Source organism: Roseovarius sp., from assembly GCF_048262375.1.
GTDB lineage: Bacteria > Pseudomonadota > Alphaproteobacteria > Rhodobacterales > Rhodobacteraceae > Roseovarius.
The window spans coordinates 94,780-119,888 of record NZ_JBLXFE010000007.1 but is presented as its reverse complement, the minus strand read 5'-3'; the positions used below and the strand labels follow the sequence as shown (position 1 = coordinate 119,888).

The following is a 25,109-nucleotide window of genomic DNA, read 5'->3' as shown; positions in this document are numbered from 1 at the left end:
GGTTCAGGCCGCACCGATATCCGTAGTGGCAACCGCGACCGCCTTGACCACGGCATGCACCTCTTGACCCACCGCTAGGTCCAAGACCCCGGCCGAACGGCGCGTGACGCGGGCCAGCACCCGGCCCGCCACGGTATCAAGGGCCACGATGGCACCGGGCCCGCCGCCGGGGCGGATTTCGTGGATGATCCCGGGCAGGATGTTGAGCGCCGAAAGACCCTCAGGCCGGGTGCGCGACAGGATCACGTCATGGGCGGCGATGCGGATACGCAGGCTGGCACCGGGTGCTGCGGCGACTCTTGGCAAAAAGAGGGGGATGCCGCCCGCCTCAAGCTCTGACAACCCATCGGCGTGATGGGCTATGACCCGCGCACTCAGCACCGCGCCCGCCTCGCGCGCACCGGCAGGCAGGACGGCGGGATTTCCCAGCACTTGGGCGGCGGGCCCCTGCGCGATCACTCGGCCCGCTTCAAGCGCCACCACCGTGGTGGCCAGTCGCGCCACCTCTGACGCGGAATGGCTGACATAGAGGATCGGCACACTCACCGCATCGCGCAGCCGCTCGAAATAAGGCAGGATTTCGGCCTTGCGCGCCTCGTCCAAGGCGGCGAGCGGTTCATCAGCGAGGATGAGGCCCGGCGCCGAGAGAAGCGCTCGGCCAATGGCGACCCGCTGCTTTTCCCCCCCCGAGAGCGCACCGGGGCGACGGTCGAGAAGCGCGCCGAGGCCCAAAAGATCGACCACCCGCCCCATATCCTCGCGCACAGCCCCCTTGGGCGCGAACCACGCGCCATAGCCTAAATTCTGGCGTACGGTGAGATGCGGGAATAGCCGCCCCTCCTGAAAGATATACCCCAACCGTCGGCGATGCGGCTTCAGACGAACCCCGGCCCCGGGATCAAGCAGCACCCGCCCACCCGACACGATCCGCCCTTCGTCGGGCATGAGCAACCCCGCCACAGCGTTGACAATCGTCGTCTTGCCAGAGCCGGAGCGCCCGAAAAGAACCGTCACACCGGGCGGCGCGCGAAACTGCACATCGACCGTAAAGGCCCCAAGGGCGTGGCGGATCGAGACATCCAGCATCATAGCCCCCCCACGCGGGCCGCGACCCGCCGTGAAAGCCACTCTGACAGGGCAAGCGCCGCCGCCGCCAGCGCTATCGACAGCCCTGCCAGCCGTGCGGCACGCGCCTCTCCCCCCGGCGTTTCCAGCAGTAGATCAATCGCCAGAGGGATGGTCTGGGTCTGGCCCGGAATGTTGGAAACAAAGGTGATCGTCGCGCCGAACTCCCCCATGCCCTTGGCAAAGGTCAGCACGGTCCCCGCGACGATGCCCGGAATGATCAATGGCACCGTTACCGTCAGAAATACCCAGATCCGCGAGGCCCCAAGCGTGGCCGCCGCTTGTTCCAGCCTGGGGTCCACCGCCTCGATCGACAGCCGCACGGCGCGCACCATGAAAGGAAGCGCCATGACACCAGCCGCCAACGCGGCGCCCGTCCATCTGAAAGCAAAGCTGATGCCAAGGGTGCTCTCCAGAAAGCCGCCGATGGGTCCGCGTGCGCCAAAGCCCAGCAAGAGCAGGTATCCCGTCACCACCGGCGGCATGATGAGCGGAAGATGCACCGCCACGTTCAACAGGTTGCGCCCCGGAAAGCGCCCGCGCGCAAGTGCATAGGCCAGCAGTATGCCCACCGGAATATTGACGAGCGTCGCCCAGAAGGCCACCCGCAACGACAAGCGCACCGCGTCCCATTCCGCAAAAGTCAGCCAGTCGGTCATGGGCTATTGCACCAGTAGGGCAAAGCCCTGCCGCTCAAACGCGGCCCGCGCTTCGGTGCCGCGCAGATAGGCAAGAAAGTCCGCCTCGGCCGGGGTGTCACGGTTGGCAAGATCCGCGACCGGATAGACGATGGGCGGATGGCTGTCCTCGGGGAAGGTGCCAACGATGCTAACACGCTCCTCTGCCGCCGCATCGGTGGCATAGACGATACCATAAGGCGCCTCGCCCGTTGCGACAAAGGCGAGGGCGGCGCGCACATTATCGGCCTGCGCAATCTGCGGCCCGAGATCGTGCCAGAGCCCCAGACTTTCCAGCGCCGCCTTGCCATAGATGCCCGCAGGCACCGCCTCGACCAGCGCCATGGCCAGCCGCCCGCCCCCCAACAGCCCCACCAGATCAAGGTCCGGTCCGATCTCGACCGGGTCAGCCTTGCCAAAGGCGACCAACACGATACGATTGCCCAAGAGATCGAACCGAGAGCCCTCTTCGATCAACCCATCCGCCTCGACCCTGTCCATCCAATCGGGGCTGGCGGAAATGAAGACGTCCGCGGGCGCGCCCTGCTGGATTTGGCGCGCAAGGGCTGAGGACCCTGCAAGCGACACAATCAGCTCATGCCCGCTCGCTACCTCGAAATTCTTTTCAATTTCACTCAGCGCATTGGCCATTGAGGCCGCCGCGAATACGACAACCTCGTCTGCGTGGCCCGCCACAGGGGCAAGTGCGACAAAGCTTGCCGCAAGACTGGCGGCGCAGGACCGGGAACGCAGCAATGTGAAACGAAACATGGGGCTGGCTCCCAACAGGTTGATATAGCCAGGAAAACATATCGCAACTGAACCCAGCACGATCAAGCGTTATTTTCCCTCGGAAATATCCTTGAGCATGGACCGAATGACCCCGATCCGGGCCGCACCCGCCTCTGCCATGATATCTTCAAGCTTGCGATAATTGACCAACACCTCTTCGCCTGCCTCGGTCAATCGTGCGCCGCCCCCTTTTGCCCCGCCACGCGTCGAGTCCACCAAAGGATCACGGAACGCATTGTTCATCTCGTCAACCAGCATCCAAGCCCGCTTATAGCTCATAGACATGGCGCGTCCCGCCGCCGCAATAGAACCCGTTTCGCGAATCCGCTCCAGCAGATCAGCCTTTCCGGGGCCCAGCATGGCATCTTCGCCAAACACAATGCGGATGCGAAGGCTTGGGGTAGCGATCTGGGATGCGTCTGTCGTTGCCATGGCAAAGCTTATGCCAAAGCCACGCTCACCCGCGCAAGTGATATCACAGAGCAATCCAGAGCCTCTTGGACAGGCATCCCGCCCTCCGGATATTTCCGATAGGATATAATGGTCAAATCAGCGGCACTACAGAGGTGAACAGCCCCAGCAAGGGTCGCAGCTTTCTTGGGCGCGACATCACGGGCGAAACGCGGACCCCGTGTGCACCGCGCACCGCGAGGGATGTTAGGGGGCTTTCGGAACGCATTGCAGGTCGACTGCAGGGCGGCAATAAATTGGCTTGTTTCATGTTTATATTTTCCTATCATCGCCATACCAATTTTGAGGATTGAGAAATGAAGCAGGCAGGCGGGGCGCTTTTGTCCTCGATCCAAATCGACCGGTCCTCGCACAAGGGCATGAGCGTGCAGCTTTATATGGCGATGCGCGACATCATTCTCTCAGGCGGGTTGCGCGCCGGAGAGAGGTTACCGGCAACGCGAACATTGGCGCGTGAGACGGGCGTGTCGCGCACCACGGTGATTGACGCGGTGGACAGGTTGGTGGCCGAGGGCATGTTGGTGTCGCGGGTGGGGGCCGGCACCTATGTAAGTGGCACTCTTGAGAATCAGCGCCCAGCGCCGGTTCCGGGCAATGCCCCCGATACCGGCGCAGCAAAACCACGGGTTTCCTACACCATCAGCCATGCCGAAAAGACCTATGCCCAACGCAACTGGCTGCCACATGAGGCGCGCGCCTTTGTGACGGCGCTGCCTGCACTTGACGCCTTTCCAATGGCGCATTGGTCGCGCCTGTCGGCGCGGCATCTGCGCGGGGCGCGGGGGACGGTGATGGGCTACGGACAGCCAAAGGGATACGAACCTTTACGCCGGGCCATCACCATGCATTTAAGCGTGCTAAAGGGCATCCAATGCCACCATGAACAGGTATTTATCACCTCAGGCGCGCAGCATGCCTTTGCGCTGATCGGTCGGCTGCTGCTCAATCCCGGGGATCGGGTCTGGATGGAAAACCCCGGGGCCTCGGGCGCGCGCAACGCCCTTTTGTCCGAAGGTGCCGAATTGGTGCCGGTGGATGTGGATCATGAGGGAATTATTGTGTCTGACGGATTGGCCAAAGCGCCGCATTTCCGGTTAGCGTTTGTGACCCCTTCGCACCAACAACCACTGGGTCATGTAATGTCACTGACCCGCCGGTTCGAGTTGTTGCAGGCCGCAGAGGCAGCGCAAGCGCTGATCGTCGAGGATGATTACGACGGGGAATTCTACTATGGCAACGCGCCCCAGCCTGCGTTGCGCAGCACCGACACTTCCGGGCGTGTGCTCTATGTCGGCACGTTTTCCAAATCGCTCTTCCCGTCGCTTCGACTGGGCTTTGTCTTGGTGCCGGAACAGCTGATTGAGGCGTTCGATCGCATGTTCCGGTTCTGGGCCAGCGGCCCACCCACAGCAACTCAGGCCATTGTGGCCGATTTCATGGATGAGGGGCATTTCGCCACCCATATTCGGCTGATGCGACGGCTGTACAAGGCGCGCTACGAAGCGTTGATGGAGGCAAGTAAGATGTTGCCGCAAAGTGTCGCGGTGCAGGAAACCACCAGCGGATTCCACACCCCGGCCTATCTTGATCCGGGAATCGACGCACAAAAAGTCGTGGCGCAAGCGGCAGAACGCGGCGTCGTCCTCGCTCCGATTTCGAAATACTGTCTCAGCCCCATCGACCGTTCCGGGCTGGTCCTTGGATTCGGCAGCGCCCCCCCCGAGGACATCCGGCGCGGAATGGAGATCCTGCGAAGCCTGCCCGCCCTGCGTTAAATTGGTATGTTTTTTTTGTCAAAATGGATATGAAAGAATATCCAATGCTGCCCTAGCGTTAACCTTCGCACCTGCAGGGCACCGCCTTGGCTTGCGCTGCAAACGGAGTAACGCGATGGCCCGAACGACATCCGAAATAACCCAACACCATCCCTATTGGCATGATCAGGTCGGCCCGATGCCGGTCTTGCCCGTTGATCCGCCGCGCGAGACGGACGTGCTCATCGTCGGGTCGGGCTATACCGGGCTGAGTGCGGCAATCGCAACCGCACGCGGCGGGCGCAAGACGCTGGTGATCGACGCCGAAGCCGCTGGATTCGGATGCAGCACCCGCAACGGCGGGCAAATCAGCACCAGCGTAAAACCCTCGCTTGAAAAGCTGACGGCCAAATTCGGAGCTCAGAAAGCACGCGCAGTGCGCGGCGAAGGCGAACAGGCGTTGGCCTGGATCGGTGACTTCATCGAGACAGAGGGCATCGCATGCGATTTCAAGCGCGCAGGCCGATTTCACGCGGCCCATACGCCCGCCCATTATGAGGCGCTGGTGCGTGATGCAGACCGGATGCGCAAGGATGAGGGCATCGAGAGCTTTGCCGTGCCGCGCGCGGAACAGCATCGTGAATTGGGCACCGATAGCTACTATGGCGGGGTGGCCTACACCAAACATTGCTCGCTGGATCCGGCCAAGTATCATCTCGGCCTGCTGATGGCGGCCCTCAAGGCGGGCGCTGAGGTGGTGGCGCATTGTCCCGTCGGCCGGATCGAACACACCGGCACAGGCTTTCGCGTGCAAACCGCCAAAGGCGAGGTGCGCGCGCGCGACGTGATCGTGGCCACCAATGGCTATACCGGGGCCTTGACCCCATGGTTACAGCGGCGCGTCATTCCAATCGGCAGCTATATCATCGCCACCGAGGAATTGCCCGAAACGTTGATGAACGAGCTGTTTCCAACCGACCGGATCGCCAGCGATACCTGCAAGGTGCTGTATTATTACCGCGCGTCACCCGACCGGCGGCGGGTCCTGTTTGGCGGTCGGGTCTCGGCGGCGGAAACCGATACCTCGGTCAGCGCACCGTTGCTTTTTGAGAGCATGGTCCGCATTTTTCCGCAGTTGCGGGACTATGCGATATCGCATTCATGGCATGGCACCGTGGCCTACAGCTTTGATGAGATGGCCCATACCGGCATCCATGACGGGGTGCATTATGCCATGGGATATTGTGGCTCGGGTGTGTCGATGGCCGGTTATCTGGGCATGCGCATGGGTCAAAAAGTGCTCGGTCTCGCAGAGGGGCAGACCGCCTTTGACGACCTGCCGCATCCGACCCGCCCGCTTTACACGGGCAAGCCATGGTTTCTGCCTGCTACCGTCGCTTGGTACCGATGGGTGGACAGGCTTCAGACCCGACGGGCTGCGATCGCGAACTCGTCCTAGCCCTAGAAATTTCGCTGCACATGCCGGGTCAGCGAAACATGACAACACTCGGCAAACGTCGCCATTTCGCGGCATTCCAACAGGAGAAAGACAAGATGAGAAAAACATTTTCACTCACCGTTGCAGCCACGCTTCTTGGCAGCGCAACCATTGCTCTGGGGGCAGAGATAACGGTCGCGTCATGGGGCGGCTCTTATCAGGACGCACAAAGCAAGGCCCTGTTCGAGCCAGCCGCCGCAGCGACCGGCGTCACGGTCAAGCAGGAAACCTATGGCGGCATGGCTGACGTGCGCCTTCAGGTCTCGACCGGGCAAGTGACCCTCGATATCGTCGCCAGCGGCTCTGGCTCTGCGGCGCGCGCGGGGGCAGAGGGGCTGTTAGAGCCGCTGGACTACAATGTGATCGACGTGTCCAACTTCTACCCAAGCCTCTATTCCGAATTCTGCGTCGGCGGCGATGTGTTCTCCACGGTCTATGCATGGAACACTGCCACCTATGGCGCGGATGGCCCACAGAGCTGGGCAGATTTCTTTGACGTCGAAAAATTCCCCGGCTCGCGCGCCTATCGCGGCTCTGTCGCAGGCGCTTTGGAACCGGCTCTGATGGCGGACGGCGTGCCACTGGATCAGGTCTACGAGGTGCTGAGCTCTGAAGAGGGCATTGAGCGCGCGCTCAACAAGATCCGCGAACTGCGGCCCAATATCTCGGTGTTCTGGTCCTCCGGCGCGCAGCACGCCCAGTTGATGAAGGACGGCGAGGTGGACATGACAACCGGCTGGAATGGCCGTTTTGACAATGCCGCCGCCGATGGGGCCAAGGTGGCTTACAGCTTCAATCAGGCATTGTTGGATTATGACTGTTTCGCAATTCCCAAGGGCGCACCGAACAAGGATGCCGCGATGCAGTTTCTGGCCGAAATCTCCAAGCCGGAGTATCAGGACGATCTGCCCAAATACATCACCTACGGCCCGACCAACAAAGCCGCATACAGCACCGGCGAAATCAGTGCAGATGTAGCAGCCAACCTGCCTTCCTCACCTGAAAATGCGGCTCTGCAACTTCCGGTCTCGCTTGAATGGTATGCGGAATGGGAAACCATTGCCGCAGAGATGTATCAGGAAATGCTGACCGAGTAACTTGGTTGTTGCCATATAAGATCAGTCGGGCGCTGCGGCGCCCGTCTGTGCCATAGGACGCATGCGGAGGACTACAGTTTGACCCTCAACACTACGGAAGCGCTGCCCATCTCAGTGCAGAATATCACCAAGACCTACGGATCGGTTAATGCACTCGACAACGTGTCGCTCGAGGTCAAGAGTGGTGAATTCCTGACGCTTTTGGGCCCGTCCGGGTCTGGCAAAACCACGCTGCTGATGGTGCTTGCGGGCTTTACCCGCCCCGACTGCGGCAGTCTCAGGTTCGGCGACCGTGAGGTCATCCGCACCCCGCCCCATCTGCGCGATGTCGGCATGACCTTTCAGAGCTATGCGCTGTTTCCTCATATGACCGTGGCAGGCAATGTGGGCTACCCACTGCGCCTGCGCAAACGGCCCAAGGCAGAGATTGCCGAACGTGTCGAAAAGGCACTTGAGACGGTTCAACTTGGCGGCTTTGGCAACCGGCGCATCGACCAGTTGTCGGGCGGACAGAAACAGCGCATCGCCGTGGCCCGCGCCATTGTCTTTGAACCTCGCATTCTGTTGATGGACGAACCACTGTCGGCGCTCGACAAGAAGTTGCGCGACCAGATGCAGATCGAGCTGCGCCATTTGCACGAACAGCTTGGCATGACCACCGTCTATGTCACCCACGATCAGCGTGAGGCCTTGACCATGTCGGATCGGATCGCCGTGGTGAACCATGGGCGCATCATGCAGCTGTCAACGCCGCGCGACCTCTACGAGCATCCCGCCAATCGCTTTGTTGCCGATTTCATCGGTGATTCCACATTTCTGCCTGTCAGCCGCAGCGGTGTCGACGTGGCCTTTTCCGGCGTCCCGCTGATTTACTCCGGAACATTGCCCGATGTGCCGGAACTGCAACTGATGATCCGGCCGGAACGTGTCGTGCTCTCGCCCGGTGGGCCGCGCGAGGGGGCCAACAATTTCGCAGCCACCGCAAGCGATGTGGTCTATCAGGGCGACAGCTATTTGTTGAACGCACGGCTACAGACCGGCGAGACGATCACACTGCGCGGGGCGGTGCGTGGCAGCAATGCGACATCTCTGCCCAAGGTGGGCGACAGCGTTACCCTGACACTGGCCCCCGAAGACACGGTGCTGATCGACGGGAGCGGCGCATGACCTCGCAGACCGCACGCCTTAACCAAGACGGGTTGCGCCGCGACGAGCGGCTCGAATGGCTCAAGCTCTTTGGTCTGAGTTCTCCTGCAATCCTGCTCATTCTCGTGATCCTGATCATTCCTGTGGGCTGGCTGTTTTATGTGTCGTTCATTGGCGCGAACGGTCAGTTTTCGCTGGAAAACTACGCGCGGCTGATCAGCCGTCGCTCTTATACGCGGATCTTTGTCACCACATTTCAGGTTAGCCTTCTGACCACCGGGCTGTGCATTCTGATCGGCTATCCACTGGCCTATTTCATGTCGCAACTGTCCAACAGGCTGGCCAATCTCTGTCTCATCGCCGTGCTTTTGCCGTTCTGGACCTCGCTCTTGGTGCGCACCTATGCGTGGTTGGTGCTGCTGCAAAAGCAAGGTCTGATCAACAATTGGGCAATCTCGCTGGGTCTTTGGGACGAGCCGCTCAAGATTGTGCACAATATGACCGGCACCCTGATTGGCATGGTGCATATCATGCTGCCCTTCCTGATCCTGCCGGTTTACGGCGCGATGAAAGCAATTGACCGCGATTATCTCAAGGCAGCAGCCAACCTCGGGGCAAGTCCCCGCACGGCGTTCTGGACGGTATTTTTTCCGCTGACCACGCCGGGGCTTTTCGCCGGGGCGCTGATGGTGTTCATTCTGTGCCTCGGGTTCTTTGTCACACCCGCCGTGCTGGGCGGGGGCAAGGTGATCATGGTCTCGATGCAGATTGTCTCGAATATCGAGCTGTTCGTGAATTGGGGGGCCGCCAGCGCATTGGGCGTGGTGCTTTTGGTTCTGACGATGGCGATCCTCTGGGTTGCTTCGCGGTTTCTGAATTTCGATCAGATGACAGGAGGGCGTCATTGATGCTGAACTGGCTGAAATCTCCTGCCTCCGACACGCAAGTGACGCATGGCCAGCGGCTCTGGCTATATGTGTTTGCGGTCATTGTGATGATCTTGCTGGTGACACCGACGCTGATCGTCATTCCGATGTCATTCTCCGACAGCCAGTATCTGGAATTCCCCCCCGAGGTCTGGTCAACGCGCTGGTATGACAATTTCTTTGGCTCAAGCGAATGGATGCAGGCGGCGCGGACCTCGTTTCAAACCGCCGTCCTGACCATGCTGGTTGCGACGCCCATTGGGGTGCTGGCAGCGTACGGGCTGCACACCTCGCGGTTTCCGTTGGTGCGGGTGGCCTTTGTGCTGATGATTACCCCAATGATGGTGCCCCTCGTGCTGGTGGCAATCGGAGCCTTCTACGCTTACGTCAAACTCAACCTCCTCTACACCATCACCGGGCTGGTGATGGCCCATACCGTGCTGGCCCTGCCACTGGTGGTGATCGTCACGGGCTCTGCGCTCAAGAGCTATGACATGAGCCAGGAACAGGCGGCGCGCAGTCTTGGCGCCCCGCGCTGGAAGGCGTTCATGACCGTCACTCTGCCACAGATCCGCTTTGCGGTCGTCACAAGTGCGCTCTTGGCGTTTCTCACCTCGTTTGACGAAGTGGTGGTGGCAATGTTCATCTCTGGCGGCGACAACCCGACACTGACGCGCAACATGTTCAATGCGCTGCGTGACCAGATTGACCCGACCATCGCGGCCATATCGACCATCATGATCTTTGTGACCACCGCGATGATGGTGCTGGCCCAGATCTTTGGTCAAGAAAAGAAACCATAACGCGACCGGATGCCGCCCAAGTATAGTGTGCCGTTCGCCTCATTGAGCCCTGGAGACAAAGATGATCGACCTCAAGAGTTTTGAAAACCTCGCCGACCAGCCGCTCGGCGGCTTTGCCCCCAAGCCGACCAGCCTCACACCGGGCCAGCAAGAGGCGTCCGCCCTGCTCTGGACCTCTGCCGACGAGCGCACCAAGGTTGGTGTTTGGGAATGCACGCCGGGGCATTTTACCGCTGACCGCACGGCGGCGGGTGAATATTGCCACATCATTTCGGGCCGCGCCTCGGTGACGAATGCGGATGGTCTGGGCACGCGTGAGATCGGCCCCGGTGATCTACTGATCCTGCCACAGGGCTGGACCGGCGAATGGGTGATCCATGAGCATATGCGCAAGCTCTATATCATCAGCGCATCGCCAGATGCCTGAACATGGGCCACGGCGGATTTGCGCCCGCCCAGACCCTGAAATGGTCGCAAAAACCCTGCGACTGGCCCCCGTTAGGAATGAGGGATTACCCATGGGGGCCGACAGACCCGGTCAGACGTATCTGTGCCAGACCAATCTCATGATTGGTGCACATATGTACCGGGCGCGGCCCCCAGTGACGCAAGTCCCTTGGCCGCAGCCCCCGTTGCAGGCGGGGCCGCAAAGCCGCTACTTCTTGCCGTCAGCCACTCCGCCCAAGCAGGCCACCAAGATCCGGGCTGAGAGGAAGTCTGTTCAAACCACGCATCAGGACCGATATAGCGTGCGCCCGCAGGTCTGAGAGCGCACCGAAAATGCCCGCGTTCAGCCGACGGTTCGTTTATGATGCCGCCGTTATGCCCTCCACTGGTCAGAACAAAGGTCAGCTCTGTATCCGAGAACAGCTGAGTTTTATAGACGGATCGCCACGGTGCGATGTGGTCGGCTTCCGTGCCCACCGCAAAGATCGGGACCGAAATATCCTTCATCGCAATCACGCGCCCCTCAACCGCAAAGCGACCAGCCGTGAGCCGGTTTTCCAAAAACAAACCTCGCAGGTATTCGGAATGCATCCGCGCTGGCATGCGGGTGGTATCCTTCACCCAGACCCCCATGTCAGTCGGAACATCTTCCTGACTCAGAAAGTAACGACGTACGGCGCGGCTATAAATCAAATCCTCGGACCGGATCGTGGAAAAGGCGCGCGCCATTTGCGGCCGATCAAGATAGCCTTTTTCCCACATCATATCCTCAAGAAACGAGACTTGGCTTTCATCGAGGAACAAAAGCAATTCTCCGGCTTCCATGAAATCAATCTGCGCCGCCATAAGTGTGATTGAGGCCAGTCGGGTGTCATTATCTCGTGCCATGGTGGCCGCCGCGATCGCCAGCATCGTGCCCCCAAGACAATAGCCAACCGCATGAATCTTTTTGTCCGGCACAATAGCGTTAACCGCATCAAGCGCCGCCATTACACCGGTCTGCCGATAGTCTTCGAGCGACAAATCCGCCTGATCAGAGGTCGGGTTGCACCATGAGATCACAAAGACGGTGTGGCCCTGCTCCACCAGATAGCGCACCAAGGAATTACGCGGGCTCAGATCGAGGATGTAGTATTTCATGATCCATGCGGGCACGATCAGGATCGGCTCGGTCTGCACCTTATCGGTCAGTGGCGCATATTGGATCAGTTCAAACAGATCGTTGCGAAACACCACGTCGCCCGGTGTGCAAGCAAGGTCTTTGCCAATCTGATAGCCTTCTGGTGCAGGCTCGTGCAGCTGCGCGATTGTGTTCAGGTAATCATGCAGAAAATGAACCGCTCCCTCGGTAAGGTTGGCCCCCTTGCAGGCCAGAGTGCGTTCAATGATCTCGGGGTTGAGGGCCGGAAAATTTGACGGTGACATCATATCCAGCATCTGCCGCGCCATAAAGCGGGTACGGTCAGCATCTTCAGGCCGCAACCCCCGCAAATGATCCGTTGCGTAGTCCCACCAATCCTGCGCCGCCAGAAACCCCTGACTCCAGACGTTGAAGGGCGCTTTTCTCCAACCGGGGTGCCCAAAGCGGTGATCATAGGGCTTGGGAAGGAACGCGGGCGGCACATCAGCGCTCGGGCTGATTGCCTGTTTCACCAGCTTGGCGAGGTTTTCCTGTGCATGTTCCACCAATTCAAGCTGCCGCCCCGGCGCGCGCGCGATGTGATGCGCCCAGTCGATCCATGCTTCAACGAACGCATGCGGTGAAACACCGCCCGTCATCATCGCAACCGCAGCCCGCGATGCCCTGTCCAAGTTCTCATGCGGATGTGCTGCGGATTGAGGGGCCTGCTGGCTGGGCACGACCACGGCAGACGGTTGAGGGCGCGCAGGTGTGATGCGTTCAGCTTTGGGTGGCTTGGCAGCTTTTGTCATTTTGAACTGTCCTTTGCTGCTTTTCCTGCACGGGCTGGGCTATAGGCCTCAAGGCGCGCGATGAAGCATTTAAGTCTTGCCCACGAAACGCTCTCCAACAACGCCAAACCTCAGCACCTGATCGACCCTCAAGACATTGCACGAAACACCAGAGTTGCGTCTTGATACAGATCAGGCCTCGGTTCGCCCGCCTATAGGCCAAGCATAACAGATCACGCGCGATTCTGGGGCCTGCCCCGCCGCTCCGTTTGGCACCGAGGCAATTCCGCCAAGTGTTTCGCTCAGCGCCGCTCCAGACCATCCCCCTTCTGCAAATCAGAACCGACTTCGGCCAGCAACCAATCCCGCACTTGGGCAACTTCTGGTCGCAAGGGTCGGTCCGACGGGGTGACGATGTAATAATCAAGCCCGGTCACATATTCCCGTGACGCTGCACGCACCAGCCCTTTCTGTTCCAACTCATGGGCGATCACATAACGCCAGCCAAGACCAATGCATTGTCCCTTGATCACAGCCTGCAACAGCAGCGCATAATCGGAAAACAGCATTTCAGAGGCGTCGCCGGGTGGGGCATATCCCATCTCAGCCAGGTATTTCCGCCAAGGCAGCCGCAGCGGCTCGTTGAGATGCCCCAGCGTGTGCCCCTTGAGAGAGGAACAGCCATCCAGCACCCCATGGGCCGCCACATAGCCTGGGCTTGCCACCGGAATCACAACCTCTTTCTGGAGAAACCATCGGTCGAACGCCTGATTCTTGTCTTCATCGTGCCGCACCCCAAGATCGGCCCCATCCAACGGGCCGATGGGATCGCCATGCATGATCTGGAAACGAATTGGGATATCCGGCAGCGCCTGCCGGTAGCAATCCAACCGTGGCATGAACCAATGCAGCGCAAACGCGGAAGTGACCGAAATTGTCACCGAGGTCGGGCTTTCACACATCCGCTCAATCTCATCCAGCGCCGCCTCCACCTGACGGAACCCACCGGACACGCCATCGGCTAGGATTTGGCCATGCCGTGTCAGCTCCACACCACCCGACATTCGGTTGAACAACGGCACACCAAGCTGATCCTCAAGCTGGCGGATCGTTTTGCTCACCGCAGGTTGGGTCACGTTGAATTCCCGGCTGGCCTCCGAAAAACTCAACCGCCGGGCCGCCGCCTCAAAGACGAACAGCGCGCCCGCGCTCGGAACTCTCGATCTCAACGCCATGACGCGCTTTCCTTCTGCCGCTCAAACCCATAACCCAAGGTAATGAGGCAATGAGTATTCGTGACGTTACAGAATGCAAGCTCCCTCGTAACATCACCCTCAAAACAGATGCCGATTGGACCCAGAAAGGCCCCTGATGCAAGAGCGTTCAAATCTTCTTAAGGCAAATGCAAACAGTTCAGTGACCACGGCGCATACGGTCTGCCCGCCCAATTTGGATCCGCTTCTGCGACCAAACTCTATCGCGTTCATCGGGGCCTCTAACCGTCCGCAAACCCCCGGAAACGTCATGGTAAGCACTGCGGCAATGGATGGCTATCTTGGCGCGCTTTATCCGGTTAACCCCAAGGAAACTGAAATTTCGGGGCTTCCTTGCTTTCCGGACATCACCAGCATTCCCGGACCGGTGGAACATGCAGTGATCGGCTTGGCCGATCAGCGGGTAGAGCAAGCCCTGCGCGAAGCAATCAACAAGGGCGTGCGCGCCGCCACCATTTTCACCGGCTGCGACATGTCCGACCAAGGCGATGACAGGCTGCTGCACCGCCTCTCGGACATGGCCCGCGAGGCTGGTCTGCACATCTGCGGCCCCAACAGCATGGGCTTCCTGAACCCCACGATTGGGTTGCGGCTCAATGGCTTCGCCTCGCCTGTCCCTCTAAAGCCGGGTAATATCGCACTGATCGTTCAATCGGGCTCCGCCTTCAGTGCCCTGGCCTACAATCACACCCGGTTGCGCTATTCGTTCTGCGTATCGACAGGGCGTGAACTTGCCACGCGCAGCGAGGATTACATGCTCTGGGCGTTGGAACAGCCCGAGACCAAAGTGATCGGCCTGTTTCAGGAAACTGCGCGCGACCCGGCGCGTTTCATCGCCGCGCTGGAACGCGCGAGGGAACGATCAATCCCGGTGGTGGTGCTCAAAGTCGGTAAAACAGAACTCAGCGCACATTTCGCCTCTAGCCACAGCGGGGCCATTGCCGGCAACGCGGCCGCCTATGAGGCAGTCTTCCGCAGTTACGGCGTGGTGGAAACCGCCACCCTCGACGAATTCGGTGCCTGTTTACAGCTTTTCTCCAAGGTTGATCCGACACATTTGCCCGACGGCTGGCTGGCCGGAGTGCACGATTCCGGCGGCGAGCGCGAGATGGTGGTGGATCTGGCCGAGCGCGAAAGCGTGCGGTATGCCACCATTTCAGAGGCCACGAAAACCAAGCTAAGCGCCAATCTGGACAGCGGCCTCAAGCCTGAGAACCCGATTGATGTATGGGGCTCCGGGCATGAGTTCGAGCGCAAGGCTGAAAACTGCATGAGCGCCCTGATCGACGATCCGGCCACTGGAGCGCTGGCATTGTTCCAAGACATTCGCGATGGCTCTTACATCGCCACCGGCTTTTTGGCGGCTCTGCGCAGAGTCGCCAAAAATAGCAACAAACCGACCGTTATCATCTCCAATTATGCAGGAGTGCGACACGGAACCATTGCACTTGAGGCCGTAGAGAGCGGATTGCCCGTGATTGAAGGCACGCAGGAAGGGCTCAAGGCGATCCGCGAGATGTTCGCCTTCCGCGACCGTCAAAAGCTGTCCCATACCCCCCTCCCCGCCACCGCGCCCGAAATCGTCAGCCGCTGGCGTACCCGCCTGTCAGAACCCAGAGATTTGAGCGAAGCCGAGGCCTTGGCGCTGCTTGCGGATTATGGCATCTCCACGCCCTGCGTCATCGCAGTGGACACACCTGAGGCGCTGCGCACCGCCGCGCAGAAAACCGGCTTTCCGGTTGTGCTCAAGACGGCAGTGCCCGGCATCCATCACAAGAGCGATGTAGGCGGGGTGTGTCTCGGTCTGACGGACCTTCAGAGCGTCGAGGCGGCTTATAACGACATCTCCGAACGGCTCGGGCCGCAGGCGGTGATAGAAGAGATGGTGCCGACTGGTATCGAATTGGCATTCGGGGTGGTGCAGGACGAGACATTCGGCCCGTTCGTCATGGTAGCCGCCGGCGGTATCTGGATTGAGGCGCTGGATGACCGGGCCGTGGCAATGCCGCCCTTTGACCCGGTCGAGGCGCGCGGCATGATTGACACATTGCGTATCCGCCGACAGCTGGGCGGCGGCCGTGGCATCCCCCCTGCCGATCTGGACGCCATCGCCCGGGCATTCTCGCGCTTTTCTCAGCTTGCCGCCGATCTTGGCGACCTGATTGCCGAGATGGATGTGAACCCTCTTTTCGCAAGGGCGGACGGGATACGCGCCGTTGATGCCCTGCTGAACGTTCGTGCCACGCGCACGCCTAACATCTGACAAGGACCCCCACTTGTGGATTTCGTGAAACGGGTGACTGATGAACAGGGCGGGCCAGCCCGGCCCCGCACCGAGCAAAACCATTGCGCTGCTGCACAAAACGCCCAGCGCACACCCGCCGCCCCGAGGCCCCTTACCAAAAGGAACGCCAATTGACCGACGCCCCCCAGTTCACCACCATCACTTATGAAACGCGCGACCATATAGCCGAAATCGGCCTCAACCGCCCCGAAGTGCTGAACGCCATCAACAGCACGATGCTCACAGAGCTGAATCTGGCATTGGACCTTGCAGAGGCCGATCCGGAGGTGAACGTCATCCTGCTGTCGGGACATGGGCGCGCCTTTTCCGCAGGCTTCGACCTCAAGGAATCCGCCGCCCGTGGCACGGTAACCCTCGCACAATGGCGACAGTTCCTGCAGGTGGATTTCGATCTCATCATGCGGTTCTGGGATTGCCCAAAACCCACTGTTGCGGCGGTGCAGGGCCATTGCCTCGGCGGTGGATTCGAGATGGCCATGGCTTGCGACCTAACCGTCGCAAGCGAAACCGCCCTGCTTGGAGAGCCAGAGGTAAAGTTCGGCTCCGGTGTGGTCGCCTTGCTGCTGCCCTGGCTCACCGGGCCGAAGATGGCCAAAGAGATTGTGCTTACCGGACAGGATAAACTTACCAGCCAACGCGCCTACGAGATTGGCCTGCTCAACCGCGTCGTTCCCCAAGCGGAGCTGATACAAACCGCCCGAACGCTTGCCGGGGCGATGTCAGGTGCCGCAGGCGCATCTGTGCGGATGTCCAAGCAGGCGATAAATCGCAGCTACGAAATGATGGGCATGCGCAACGCCCTGCGGCAGGCGCTGGAGCTGGATATCTATATCGAGGCCAATGGCGGCCCGGAACGCGAGGCTTTCAACCGAATTCGCAGAGAAGAGGGCCTGAAAGCCGCCATCGCTTGGCGCGAGCGCCGTCCCGGTCAGACAGGCTAAGCTGATTGAGTCCACCAACTACGTCTTTCTGGCAGGCTGCATTTCAACCATTCAGGTTTTGAGGTCCCAATGCCCACTCCCGCGTTCTTTCCCAGACTGTTCACCCCGCTTGCGCTAGGTCCCTTCGAAATCCGTAACCGCATTGCATCCACCGGCCACCAGACCTTTCTGGCCGAGAACAATCAACCCGGAGACGCCTTGGTGGCCTATCACGAAGCGCGCGCGCGTGGCGGCGCGGGGTTGATCATCACCGAAGCAGCCCGCTTTCACGAAAGCGCCTTTGCCGCCCCCCTCGAACTGCGTCTAGTAGCGGATTCCGCCATTCCCGCCTACGCAAGACTGGCCAAAGCGGTACAAGACCAAGGCGCGCGCATCATCGGCCAACTCTCACATTCTGGGCGGGTGTCCCACCGGATGCGCGAGGGCCATCGCGGCGTGGCCTATGCCCCCTCCCCCGTGCCCGACAGGCGCTATCAGACCGTACCAAGGCAGATGTCCATTGCGCTCATTCAGGAATTGGTCAGCGCCATTGGCGCAGGTGCCCGGCGCTATGCCGAGGCCGGGTATGATGGGGTCGAATTGATGGCAAGCCACGGGTTGCTCTTTGCCCAATTTCTCAACCCCGCCGTCAACCGGCGCTCTGATGCCTATGGCGGCCCGCTCGAAAACCGGCTGCGCTTTTTGCGCGATAGCTTGGCCGAGGTGCGCCGCACCACGCGGGACGACATGACCATAGGCCTACGCATTTCAGCCGAAGATTTTGAGGCAGATGGCACCGATCCCGCCGAAATCCAAACCGCCTGCTGCCTCTTGGCCGACTCCGGCGCGATTGACTATCTCAACGTGACCGCAGGGTCCATGGCTGGCCTCGGCGGCTCGATCCATGTGGTCCCCCCGATGGAGATCGCTTCGGCCTATCTGGCCGCGCACGCCGGACGCCTGCGTGCCGCAACCCGCTTGCCGGTTCTGGTGGCCGGACGCATCAACCAACCCCAGGAGGCCGAGCAGGTGCTGGCCAGCGGCCATGCCGATATCTGCGGCATGACCCGCGCGCTGATCACCGACCCTGACCTGCCCGCCAAAGCCCGCACCGGGAAAAGCGACAGCATCAAGGCCTGTATCGGCTGCAATCAGGCCTGTATTGGACATCTCCATAAAGGCACCGGAATTTCCTGCATCCAGAGTCCGCTATCAGGCCGCGAGACACGCTTTGCCCCAGCCTTGGCAGACCCCACCATACGACCGCGCCGGGTGCTGGTGGCCGGAGGCGGCCCGGCCGGCATGCGCGCCGCCGTGACCGCAGCGCGACGCGGTCACTCTGTGCTGCTGATAGAATCCGCGCCCATGCTGGGGGGCCAAGCGCTGATGGCCCAGCGGTTGCCCGAACGGGCCGAGTTCGGCGGGCTGATCACCAACCTCGGGGCGGAACTGCGCGCGGCAAATGTCGAGGTTCGAACACGTCAGCGCGTGGATCGCGCGCTGATCGAGGCCGAGACACCGGACGCGCTCATTCTCGCCACTGGTGCCCGCCCCGCCCCACTGGAAATAGACATCGAGGGCGATCGGTCCCCGATCCTCGCCGTAGAGGTATTGCAGGGCACCGCGCATGTCGGCGGGCGCGTGGTCATCGCGGATTGGCGCTGTGATTGGGTGGGACTGGGCATTGCGGCGCATCTGGCCGCCAAGGGCCATCATGTGCGCCTTGCCGTGGATGGACTGTGCGCCGGGCAAAACCTGCCAACCTATGTGCGCGACTACTGGGCAGGTCGGCTGCACGCCCTTGGAGTCGAGGTTATCCCCTACACGAGAGCCTTCGGGATGGATGCCGATACCGCCTATTTTACCCACAGCATAAGCGGCGCACCCATCCTCATTGAGGGTGTGGACGATATGATAGTCGCCGGGCCATACCTGCCAGATACGCGCCTTGAGGATACGTTGAGCGGTCTCGATATCCACATGCTGAGCGCCGGTGATTGCCTCTCACCACGCACAGCGGAAGAGGCGATTTACGAGGGGTTTCTGGCCGGGCTCGGGGTTTGATCCGACCCCTGAAATAACACTGACGCAGGCACCCGCTCCCGGCACGAAGTCCATTACAAAATATCGCCCCTAATGATGGGAAAATGCTCCGGAATCTCGCTGGGCTCGCGGCATGGGGCCTGGGTCACCCCCTCCGCGTGACCCCACCTTCTGTGGCTGGCAGCCCTTTGCGCCCGGCTCACGGGGCGGCATTGTCCATTGCACCCCTGCGATGCCCGAGCAGACATGGAATCCAAGACCGCCGCCTACGGCCTAGCCCACCGGATCGGTACTTCAAAGCTCTTGGCGGGCCGGCACAATCTGACCCACATGGGATATTCGGTTTCTAGAGCCCTGCGGCATCCAGCATTTCGTAGAAAAAGGTTGTCGAGCGGACAGCGATGGCGCGCAGAGGGTAAAATGGAACCTTTGGGATGCTTGCACGGGCAATCAGGCCCAGATCATGTGGCTGGCCGGTCATGCGCCTTGCGATCTGATCACCAACAAACCCCGACATGGCGACACCGGCACCGTTGAACCCTGCGGCATAGCCGATGCGGTCCGACAACAGGCCCGCGTGTGGCAGCCCATCAAAGGTCAATGCAACCTGGCCGGACCAGCGATGAGCGACAGGCACGCCGCGCAGCTCTGGAAAAATCTGCCCCATTGCACTTTCAAGCCGACGAAAGGCTGCCGGCGCGTCCACGGCCCCCAATGCGCCACGACCTCCAAAAACCACCCGTCCGTCCACTTTGCGAAACCAGCGCATCATGCGGCGGGTTTCGGTATAGCTTCGGGATTTGGAGAGCAGATGCTTGTCCAGAACGTCGGGCAAAGGCTCGGTTGCGATTATCGCGCTTCGGAACGGCACAATGCTTTTGGCGACAGCCTTGCCTGCAGGCGTAAGCCATGAATACGCGTTGGTCGCCAGCAGAATGCGGTCTGCGGTGACGCTTGCCGCAGGCGTGCTCAGCACGACTCGACCGCCCCGCACCTCGACCGAGCGCACAGGGGTCTGGGCAAAGACGTCAATCCCACGCGCCTTTGCTGCGCTCCACAACCCTTGGAGATAGGCCAGAGGCTGAATGGTTCCGGCCCCCTCTTGCAACACGCCGCCGACAAAGCTGTCAGACCCTGTTTCCTCGGCAACGGCCCCAGCACTCAGAACATGCAACCCGGTGTCGCCCAAGGTTTCACGCAACCAGTCCGCCTCTTGCCGCGCATGGTCAAAAGCCTTGATCGAATGCGCGCATTTCAAAGCACCCACCCGCTGAAACCCCGTATCGGACAGATCATACCTGGCGATAACCTCTGTCAGATGCTCGACACTGCCAGTCGCTATGGCGTGCATACGCTTTGCCATCTCAAGGCCGTGGGCTCGGGCAATGTCATTAAATCCACGGCGGAATTTGGCAGAGACGACACCACCATTTCGACCACTTCCGCCGGTCCCGGGCTCACCGGCGTCCAGCACGACCACGCTTAGACCTGCCTCGGCAAAGGTCAGAGCAGCGTGCAATCCGGTAAACCCACCGCCAATGATCGCAAGGTCATAGGCGCAATCACGTGTCAGCGCAGGATAAACTGCGCCAACCGGCCTTTGCTCTCGCCAAAGCGATTTGGCTTCCGGCGGAAGCAGCATCACGCACCTCCGAATACGGCGTCTGCCAGCGCCCCAAGGCTGTGCAAACGCAAATCGGGTTCGGTAAAGCGTGCCGGATCCGGCGTGGCCCCATAGCCCGCCTGATCGTGCCGCCGTTCGATCCAGCATGTCTTGTATCCCAAAGATTTGGCGACGCCGATGTCGTGATGCTGGCTTTGGGCGACGTGCAGAATTTCGCTTTGTTTGTAACCAAGCGCCGATTGCCGTCCGCAGTTAAAAGCAAAAAATTCCGGGTTTGGTTTGGCACATTGCGCCTCGTCACAGGTCACCGCGTCGTGAAACGGAAGACCAAGCCGATGCGCATAGGCGGAATATGCGGTGCGATCGGCGTTGGTCATGGCGACCAGACGGAACCGTGTTCGCAACCGTCCAAGCGCCTGCACCGAATCTGCGAACGCAGGCCATTCCAACACTGAAAGCTGAAAATCGCGGGCGGCGTCAGGGGTGGCAGGCAGGCCAAGCTCTTGCGCAAGATGCATGTAAACATCCGCAAAAACCTCGCTTGAGCGGCCATAGTTCAGATCGCGACCCGCCATATAGGGGCCAAAAATATCATCGTCGGACAGATCGGCAGCGGCAGGGCCACCGATGCGGCGCACAGCGTCCAAAACGCCTTTCTCAAAATCGATGCAGGTGCCGACAATATCGAATGTCAGCACTTTGAACGCAGAAAAATCCATGGGACCCTCGTGTTGATTGCCCGTTTGGGCGTTTGCGATATCGCGACAATGATGCAGATCCCCCCATTTGGGCAATTGCCAAATACTGAGACTTTCCATAACATGAAGTCATGATTGGATTGCGTCGTAAATTACCCTCCGCGAATGCGCTCTTCGTGTTCGAAGCCGCCGCACGACATGAGAATTTCACGCGCGCGGCGGAAGAGTTGAACGTAACTCAGCCTGCGGTCAGTCGCACGCTGGCAGGTCTTGAATCGCATCTGGGGGCGCAACTTTTTTTACGGGGCAAGCCCGGCGCGCGGCTAACGGATGATGGGATTCTGCTGAAAACTGCCGTAGAATCAGCGTTCTCACAGATAAACAGCGTTCTGGATCAACTGGAGGAGCGACGCACAGGCAAGGCACAGGTCACATTGTCGGTCTCGACAGCCTTCACCACTCATTGGTTGATGCCTCGTATTGCACAGTTCCAAAAGGTTTTTCCAAGCGTCGATTTGCGATTTCAACTGATTGCCGGTCAGGTGACTGGTCCTACGGGTGGGGTCGATATCGCCATGCGCTATGGCAGTGCATCCGAAACTTCCGGACGTTTTGTCATGCGTGAAGCTTATGTTCCGGTCTGCGCACCGGGCTATCTGAACCCGCCTCCGCCGGACGGGCCGGCCTTGATCCGTCTGGACGGCGAAGCCTCCGAAGGGGTGGCGTCGTTGATGCCGGGCCTTGGGTTGCGGCGTGACGGGCAACTGGGATTTTCAGACTACGCCGTGGTGGTGCAAGCCGCCCTTGTCGGACAGGGTATTGCCGCCGGTTGGATGAATATCGTCAGCTATTGGATGAACGAGGAACGTCTGGTGCCTGCGGTCAACGAACTGGTTTTCCCCGGACGGGAATGCCGGATGCTGGCGCGCACAGACGGCGCACATGCGGATGTGGTTGAAGCCGTCAGAGACTGGCTGGTGGACGAGATACAGTCTGACCTCAGGGGCATTGCGATCCGCTATCCGGCCCTTGGTGTCGATGCGCTTTTGACGTCCGGAGGCCAAACATGAGGTTGCACCCGTCGGTTTATGAGGCGTTTCAGGTCGTGATGCGCTCGGGCACCATATCGGGGGCTGCGGATTATTTGGGCCGCAGCCAACCGGCCGTCAGCCGCATGATAGACAAGCTGGAAAGCAGCGTGGGGGTCAAGCTGTTCGAGCGCCGCAAGGGGCGCGTCCTGCCCACCCATGCGGCACATCTGCTGCTGGACGAGGTTGAACGGTTGTTCGTGTCCCTCTCATCACTGGATGATTTCAGCCGTCGCATGGAAGAGGGACAGGATGGAGGCATCAGAATCGCCGCGCTGCCAGCACTTGGGATGGATTTCATGCCCGAAGTCATTTCGCGGTTCTCCAAAGACAGGCCTCTGGCCCGCGTCAAGCTGAACGTGCGCATGTCGGTCAGTGTTGAAAAATGGGTTGCGACCCAGCAGGTAGATTTCGGCCTTGCCGAAACTCCGTTCCAGCTGTCCGGTTTCGGGACACGGATCTTCGCAGACACGGTCTATATCGCGGCTATACCGGCCGATCACCCGCTTGCCCAAGAAGAGGTGATACGCCCCGAGCATCTGCGCGGTGAACCGCTTATCGGTTGGACCATCTCGGTGTCCGCCCGCCGCATCTTTGACGACATCATGCAGGGTGCGGGGATCATTCCTCAGCAGCTGATTGAAACCACGATGTCGGCCACCATGTGCAACATGGTCAAACGCGGGTTGGGGCTGGCGGTTGTCGATCCGTTCACGGCATGGGCCAATCCGGACGCCAGAATTGTCTATCGCCCATTTTTACCGCAGATTCCGTGCCGATTTGCATTGCTGCAACCGGACACCCGAACCCCGACCGTGCTCGCCACAGAGTTGATCGGCCATGCAGAAAGCCTGCGGGATGAAGTGCTTGCCGATATGGCGTAGGCGGTAAGACACTCAGTATGCATCAAACGCATATTGAAAGGTTAACTTTGCATTTTGATTCTAATGCTCACGCGTTCTTAATGTGATGCATGATGCAAAACCCCAGTTCCGGCCGCACCTCCGACACAAAGCATTTTGATGTTGTCATCATCGGTGGCGGCGTCAACGGTACCGCTGCGCTGCGCGAGTTGGCGCGGGCGGGTTACTCGGTCTTGCTGGCCGAGGCCGAAGATCTGGGCGCAGGCGCCAGCGGCCGATCTTCGCGGATGCTGCATTGCGGACTGCGCTATCTGGAATCGCCCAATCCGATTTGGAACGCCCTGCGCCACCCGGTCCGCTTTGCCCGCGCTTTGGGCATGGCGCGCGATGCGATGGCGGCGCGGGCGGAACTGTCGCAGGACGACAGTATCGCGACGCGGGCAATTGAATTGTCGTTTCCGGTCTGGCGCGACGGGCCGTTTCCGCGTTGGCAGCTTGATGCGGGCTTGCGTCTGCTTGGGGCAATCGGGCCGTCGGGGCCATCGCTTGACCGCACCTTACGCGACGCCAACGGCGCGCGCGCGCATCCAATCGGGCGGTATCTGCGCGATCAGGACACCCTGCGCGGCATGGTCAGCTTTCGCGAATATCTGTTCTCCGCACCGGAACGGCTGTGCGTCGACAACGCACTGGACGCTGAGGCGCACGGCGCCGATCTGCGTCTGATGACCCGTGCCGAATTGCGCGGGCGCAACAACGCGGGGCTGTGGTGCGTGGCGCTGGAGGGGCCAAAGGGCAACACACAGGTGCAGGCCCGCGCGGTGCTGAACATGGCCGGAAGCTGGGCCGACGAGGTCGGGGATTTTGGCAAGCGGCTGATCTGTGGCACCAAGGGCGCGCATATCATCCTGCGCCTGCCCAAAGGCTTTGCCGATCGCGGAATCGCGACCGTACATCGCGGCGGGCATCCGTTCTATGGCCTGCCTTTGGGCGATGACCGCTTTTATTTCGGGCCGACAGAAACCCTGTTCGCAGGGGACGCGCGAAACGTTCACGCCGACAGCGATGACGTCGCCTTCTTATTGTCCGAGGCCAACCATTTGCTGCCGGGGTTGGGTTTGACGCAGAAACATGTCGAACAATGCTGGGCCGGTGTGCGCCCCCTGACCCATGCCCCCGACCGCCCGATGGGCGCGCGCGAACGCCGCGTGCACGATTTGGCACCGCAGGGGTTTGAAAACGTGCTGGCAATGACCGCAGGACCAGTGATGAGCCTGCGCAGCGGCGGGCGGCGGATGTTGTCCGAGATCTCGGCCCGGATCGGGGCACCGCCTGCGACCGCCACCGTCAACCTGCGTGGTGTGCCCCAAGCCAGCCAAGACCCTGCAAAATATGCCGTGACCCATGAACATGCCCCAGACCTTTACGCGGTGCTGGCCCGTCGCACCGGGGCCATCTGGCACGGGCTGATCAGCCGCGAAGATGCAACTCAGGTGGCCAACGCCGTTGCACCGCTGTTCAGCTGGTCCGAAACAGAGAAAAGCTATCAGATCGACGCATTTCTTGCCCGGCAAGAAACCGAATTCTGCGTTCCACCAGACCGCAGAACACACCCGGAAACACCGGCAAACCAACAATAGTAAATCC

The 25,109-nt window shown here is 60.4% G+C and carries 21 protein-coding genes; 13 read left to right on the top strand and 8 right to left on the bottom strand.

Annotation, left to right across the window (positions count from 1 at the left end; genetic code table 11):
- Positions 1 to 3: 3 nt before the first annotated feature.
- From modC to ACN0SW_RS10100, 4 genes are all read right to left on the bottom strand, one after another.
- Positions 4 to 1,086 (bottom strand): molybdenum ABC transporter ATP-binding protein, encoded by a 1,083-nt coding sequence (modC, locus tag ACN0SW_RS10115; RefSeq protein WP_417727866.1) that lies wholly within the window; start codon positions 1,084 to 1,086, stop codon positions 4 to 6.
- The gene (modB, locus tag ACN0SW_RS10110; protein WP_417727804.1) at positions 1,086 to 1,784 is read right to left on the bottom strand and encodes a molybdate ABC transporter permease subunit; all 699 of its coding nucleotides are present in this window, start codon (positions 1,782 to 1,784) and stop codon (positions 1,086 to 1,088) included. The genes modC and modB overlap by 1 nt, the downstream gene beginning before the upstream one ends.
- A 3-nt stretch (positions 1,785 to 1,787) precedes the next feature.
- Positions 1,788 to 2,573 carry a molybdate ABC transporter substrate-binding protein gene (gene modA, locus ACN0SW_RS10105; RefSeq protein WP_417727803.1) on the bottom strand — a complete coding sequence of 262 codons (786 nt, stop codon included), beginning with the start codon at positions 2,571 to 2,573 and terminating at the stop codon, positions 1,788 to 1,790.
- Positions 2,574 to 2,642: 69 nt separating this feature from the next.
- The gene (locus tag ACN0SW_RS10100; protein ID WP_417727802.1) at positions 2,643 to 3,026 is read right to left on the bottom strand and encodes a winged helix-turn-helix domain-containing protein; all 384 of its coding nucleotides are present in this window, start codon (positions 3,024 to 3,026) and stop codon (positions 2,643 to 2,645) included.
- Positions 3,027 to 3,361: 335 nt separating this feature from the next.
- Between ACN0SW_RS10100 and ACN0SW_RS10095 the strand changes: the two genes are divergently transcribed.
- The 7 genes from ACN0SW_RS10095 to ACN0SW_RS10065 all read left to right on the top strand — a co-directional run bounded on the left by ACN0SW_RS10095 (position 3,362) and on the right by ACN0SW_RS10065 (position 10,716).
- Positions 3,362 to 4,840: a PLP-dependent aminotransferase family protein gene (locus ACN0SW_RS10095; protein WP_417727801.1), complete on the top strand. Its 1,479-nt coding sequence runs from the start codon at positions 3,362 to 3,364 to the stop codon at positions 4,838 to 4,840.
- A gap of 115 nt (positions 4,841 to 4,955) precedes the next feature.
- Positions 4,956 to 6,278, top strand: a complete 1,323-nt coding sequence (locus tag ACN0SW_RS10090; protein ID WP_417727800.1) for an NAD(P)/FAD-dependent oxidoreductase — start codon at positions 4,956 to 4,958, stop codon at positions 6,276 to 6,278.
- Positions 6,279 to 6,373: 95 nt separating this feature from the next.
- The gene (locus tag ACN0SW_RS10085) at positions 6,374 to 7,414 is read left to right on the top strand and encodes an ABC transporter substrate-binding protein (protein ID WP_417727799.1); all 1,041 of its coding nucleotides are present in this window, start codon (positions 6,374 to 6,376) and stop codon (positions 7,412 to 7,414) included.
- Positions 7,415 to 7,492: 78 nt separating this feature from the next.
- Positions 7,493 to 8,581, top strand: a complete 1,089-nt coding sequence (locus ACN0SW_RS10080; protein ID WP_417727798.1) for an ABC transporter ATP-binding protein — start codon at positions 7,493 to 7,495, stop codon at positions 8,579 to 8,581.
- Positions 8,578 to 9,468 (top strand): ABC transporter permease, encoded by an 891-nt coding sequence (locus ACN0SW_RS10075; protein WP_417727797.1) that lies wholly within the window; start codon positions 8,578 to 8,580, stop codon positions 9,466 to 9,468. The genes ACN0SW_RS10080 and ACN0SW_RS10075 overlap by 4 nt, the downstream gene beginning before the upstream one ends.
- Positions 9,468 to 10,289 (top strand): ABC transporter permease, encoded by an 822-nt coding sequence (locus tag ACN0SW_RS10070; RefSeq protein WP_417727796.1) that lies wholly within the window; start codon positions 9,468 to 9,470, stop codon positions 10,287 to 10,289. Before ACN0SW_RS10075 ends, ACN0SW_RS10070 begins: the two co-directional genes overlap by 1 nt.
- Before the next feature lie 61 nt (positions 10,290 to 10,350).
- Entirely contained in the window at positions 10,351 to 10,716 is a 366-nt protein-coding gene (locus ACN0SW_RS10065) for a cupin domain-containing protein (protein WP_417727795.1), read from the top strand.
- 137 nt (positions 10,717 to 10,853) lie between these two features.
- Here the strand turns inward: ACN0SW_RS10065 and ACN0SW_RS10060 are convergent, their stop codons facing one another.
- Both ACN0SW_RS10060 and ACN0SW_RS10055 read right to left on the bottom strand, forming a co-directional pair.
- Positions 10,854 to 12,668, bottom strand: a complete 1,815-nt coding sequence (locus ACN0SW_RS10060; RefSeq protein ID WP_417727794.1) for a PHA/PHB synthase family protein — start codon at positions 12,666 to 12,668, stop codon at positions 10,854 to 10,856.
- A gap of 281 nt (positions 12,669 to 12,949) precedes the next feature.
- On the bottom strand, positions 12,950 to 13,882 hold the full coding sequence (locus ACN0SW_RS10055; RefSeq protein WP_417727793.1) for a LysR substrate-binding domain-containing protein: 933 nt from the start codon (positions 13,880 to 13,882) through the stop codon (positions 12,950 to 12,952).
- 136 nt (positions 13,883 to 14,018) lie between these two features.
- On the opposite strand from ACN0SW_RS10055, the gene ACN0SW_RS10050 reads away from it, so the two are divergent.
- The 3 genes from ACN0SW_RS10050 to ACN0SW_RS10040 all read left to right on the top strand — a co-directional run bounded on the left by ACN0SW_RS10050 (position 14,019) and on the right by ACN0SW_RS10040 (position 19,210).
- Positions 14,019 to 16,184 (top strand): acetate--CoA ligase family protein, encoded by a 2,166-nt coding sequence (locus ACN0SW_RS10050; RefSeq protein WP_417727792.1) that lies wholly within the window; start codon positions 14,019 to 14,021, stop codon positions 16,182 to 16,184.
- A 152-nt stretch (positions 16,185 to 16,336) separates the two neighbouring features.
- The gene (locus tag ACN0SW_RS10045; RefSeq protein ID WP_417727791.1) at positions 16,337 to 17,167 is read left to right on the top strand and encodes an enoyl-CoA hydratase/isomerase family protein; all 831 of its coding nucleotides are present in this window, start codon (positions 16,337 to 16,339) and stop codon (positions 17,165 to 17,167) included.
- 69 nt (positions 17,168 to 17,236) lie between these two features.
- Positions 17,237 to 19,210, top strand: a complete 1,974-nt coding sequence (locus ACN0SW_RS10040) for an FAD-dependent oxidoreductase (RefSeq protein WP_417727790.1) — start codon at positions 17,237 to 17,239, stop codon at positions 19,208 to 19,210.
- Positions 19,211 to 19,535: 325 nt separating this feature from the next.
- On the opposite strand, the gene ACN0SW_RS10035 is transcribed toward ACN0SW_RS10040, so the two are convergent.
- Positions 19,536 to 20,831: an NAD(P)/FAD-dependent oxidoreductase gene (locus ACN0SW_RS10035; RefSeq protein WP_417727789.1), complete on the bottom strand. Its 1,296-nt coding sequence runs from the start codon at positions 20,829 to 20,831 to the stop codon at positions 19,536 to 19,538.
- Entirely contained in the window at positions 20,831 to 21,532 is a 702-nt protein-coding gene (locus ACN0SW_RS10030) for an HAD-IA family hydrolase (protein ID WP_417727788.1), read from the bottom strand. The genes ACN0SW_RS10035 and ACN0SW_RS10030 overlap by 1 nt, the downstream gene beginning before the upstream one ends.
- Before the next feature lie 110 nt (positions 21,533 to 21,642).
- On the opposite strand from ACN0SW_RS10030, the gene ACN0SW_RS10025 reads away from it, so the two are divergent.
- The 3 genes from ACN0SW_RS10025 to ACN0SW_RS10015 all read left to right on the top strand — a co-directional run bounded on the left by ACN0SW_RS10025 (position 21,643) and on the right by ACN0SW_RS10015 (position 25,102).
- Entirely contained in the window at positions 21,643 to 22,581 is a 939-nt protein-coding gene (locus ACN0SW_RS10025; protein WP_417727787.1) for a LysR family transcriptional regulator, read from the top strand.
- On the top strand, positions 22,578 to 23,483 hold the full coding sequence (locus ACN0SW_RS10020) for a LysR substrate-binding domain-containing protein (protein WP_417727786.1): 906 nt from the start codon (positions 22,578 to 22,580) through the stop codon (positions 23,481 to 23,483). Before ACN0SW_RS10025 ends, ACN0SW_RS10020 begins: the two co-directional genes overlap by 4 nt.
- 92 nt (positions 23,484 to 23,575) lie before the next feature.
- On the top strand, positions 23,576 to 25,102 hold the full coding sequence (locus ACN0SW_RS10015) for an FAD-dependent oxidoreductase (protein WP_417727785.1): 1,527 nt from the start codon (positions 23,576 to 23,578) through the stop codon (positions 25,100 to 25,102).
- Positions 25,103 to 25,109 lie beyond the last annotated feature (7 nt).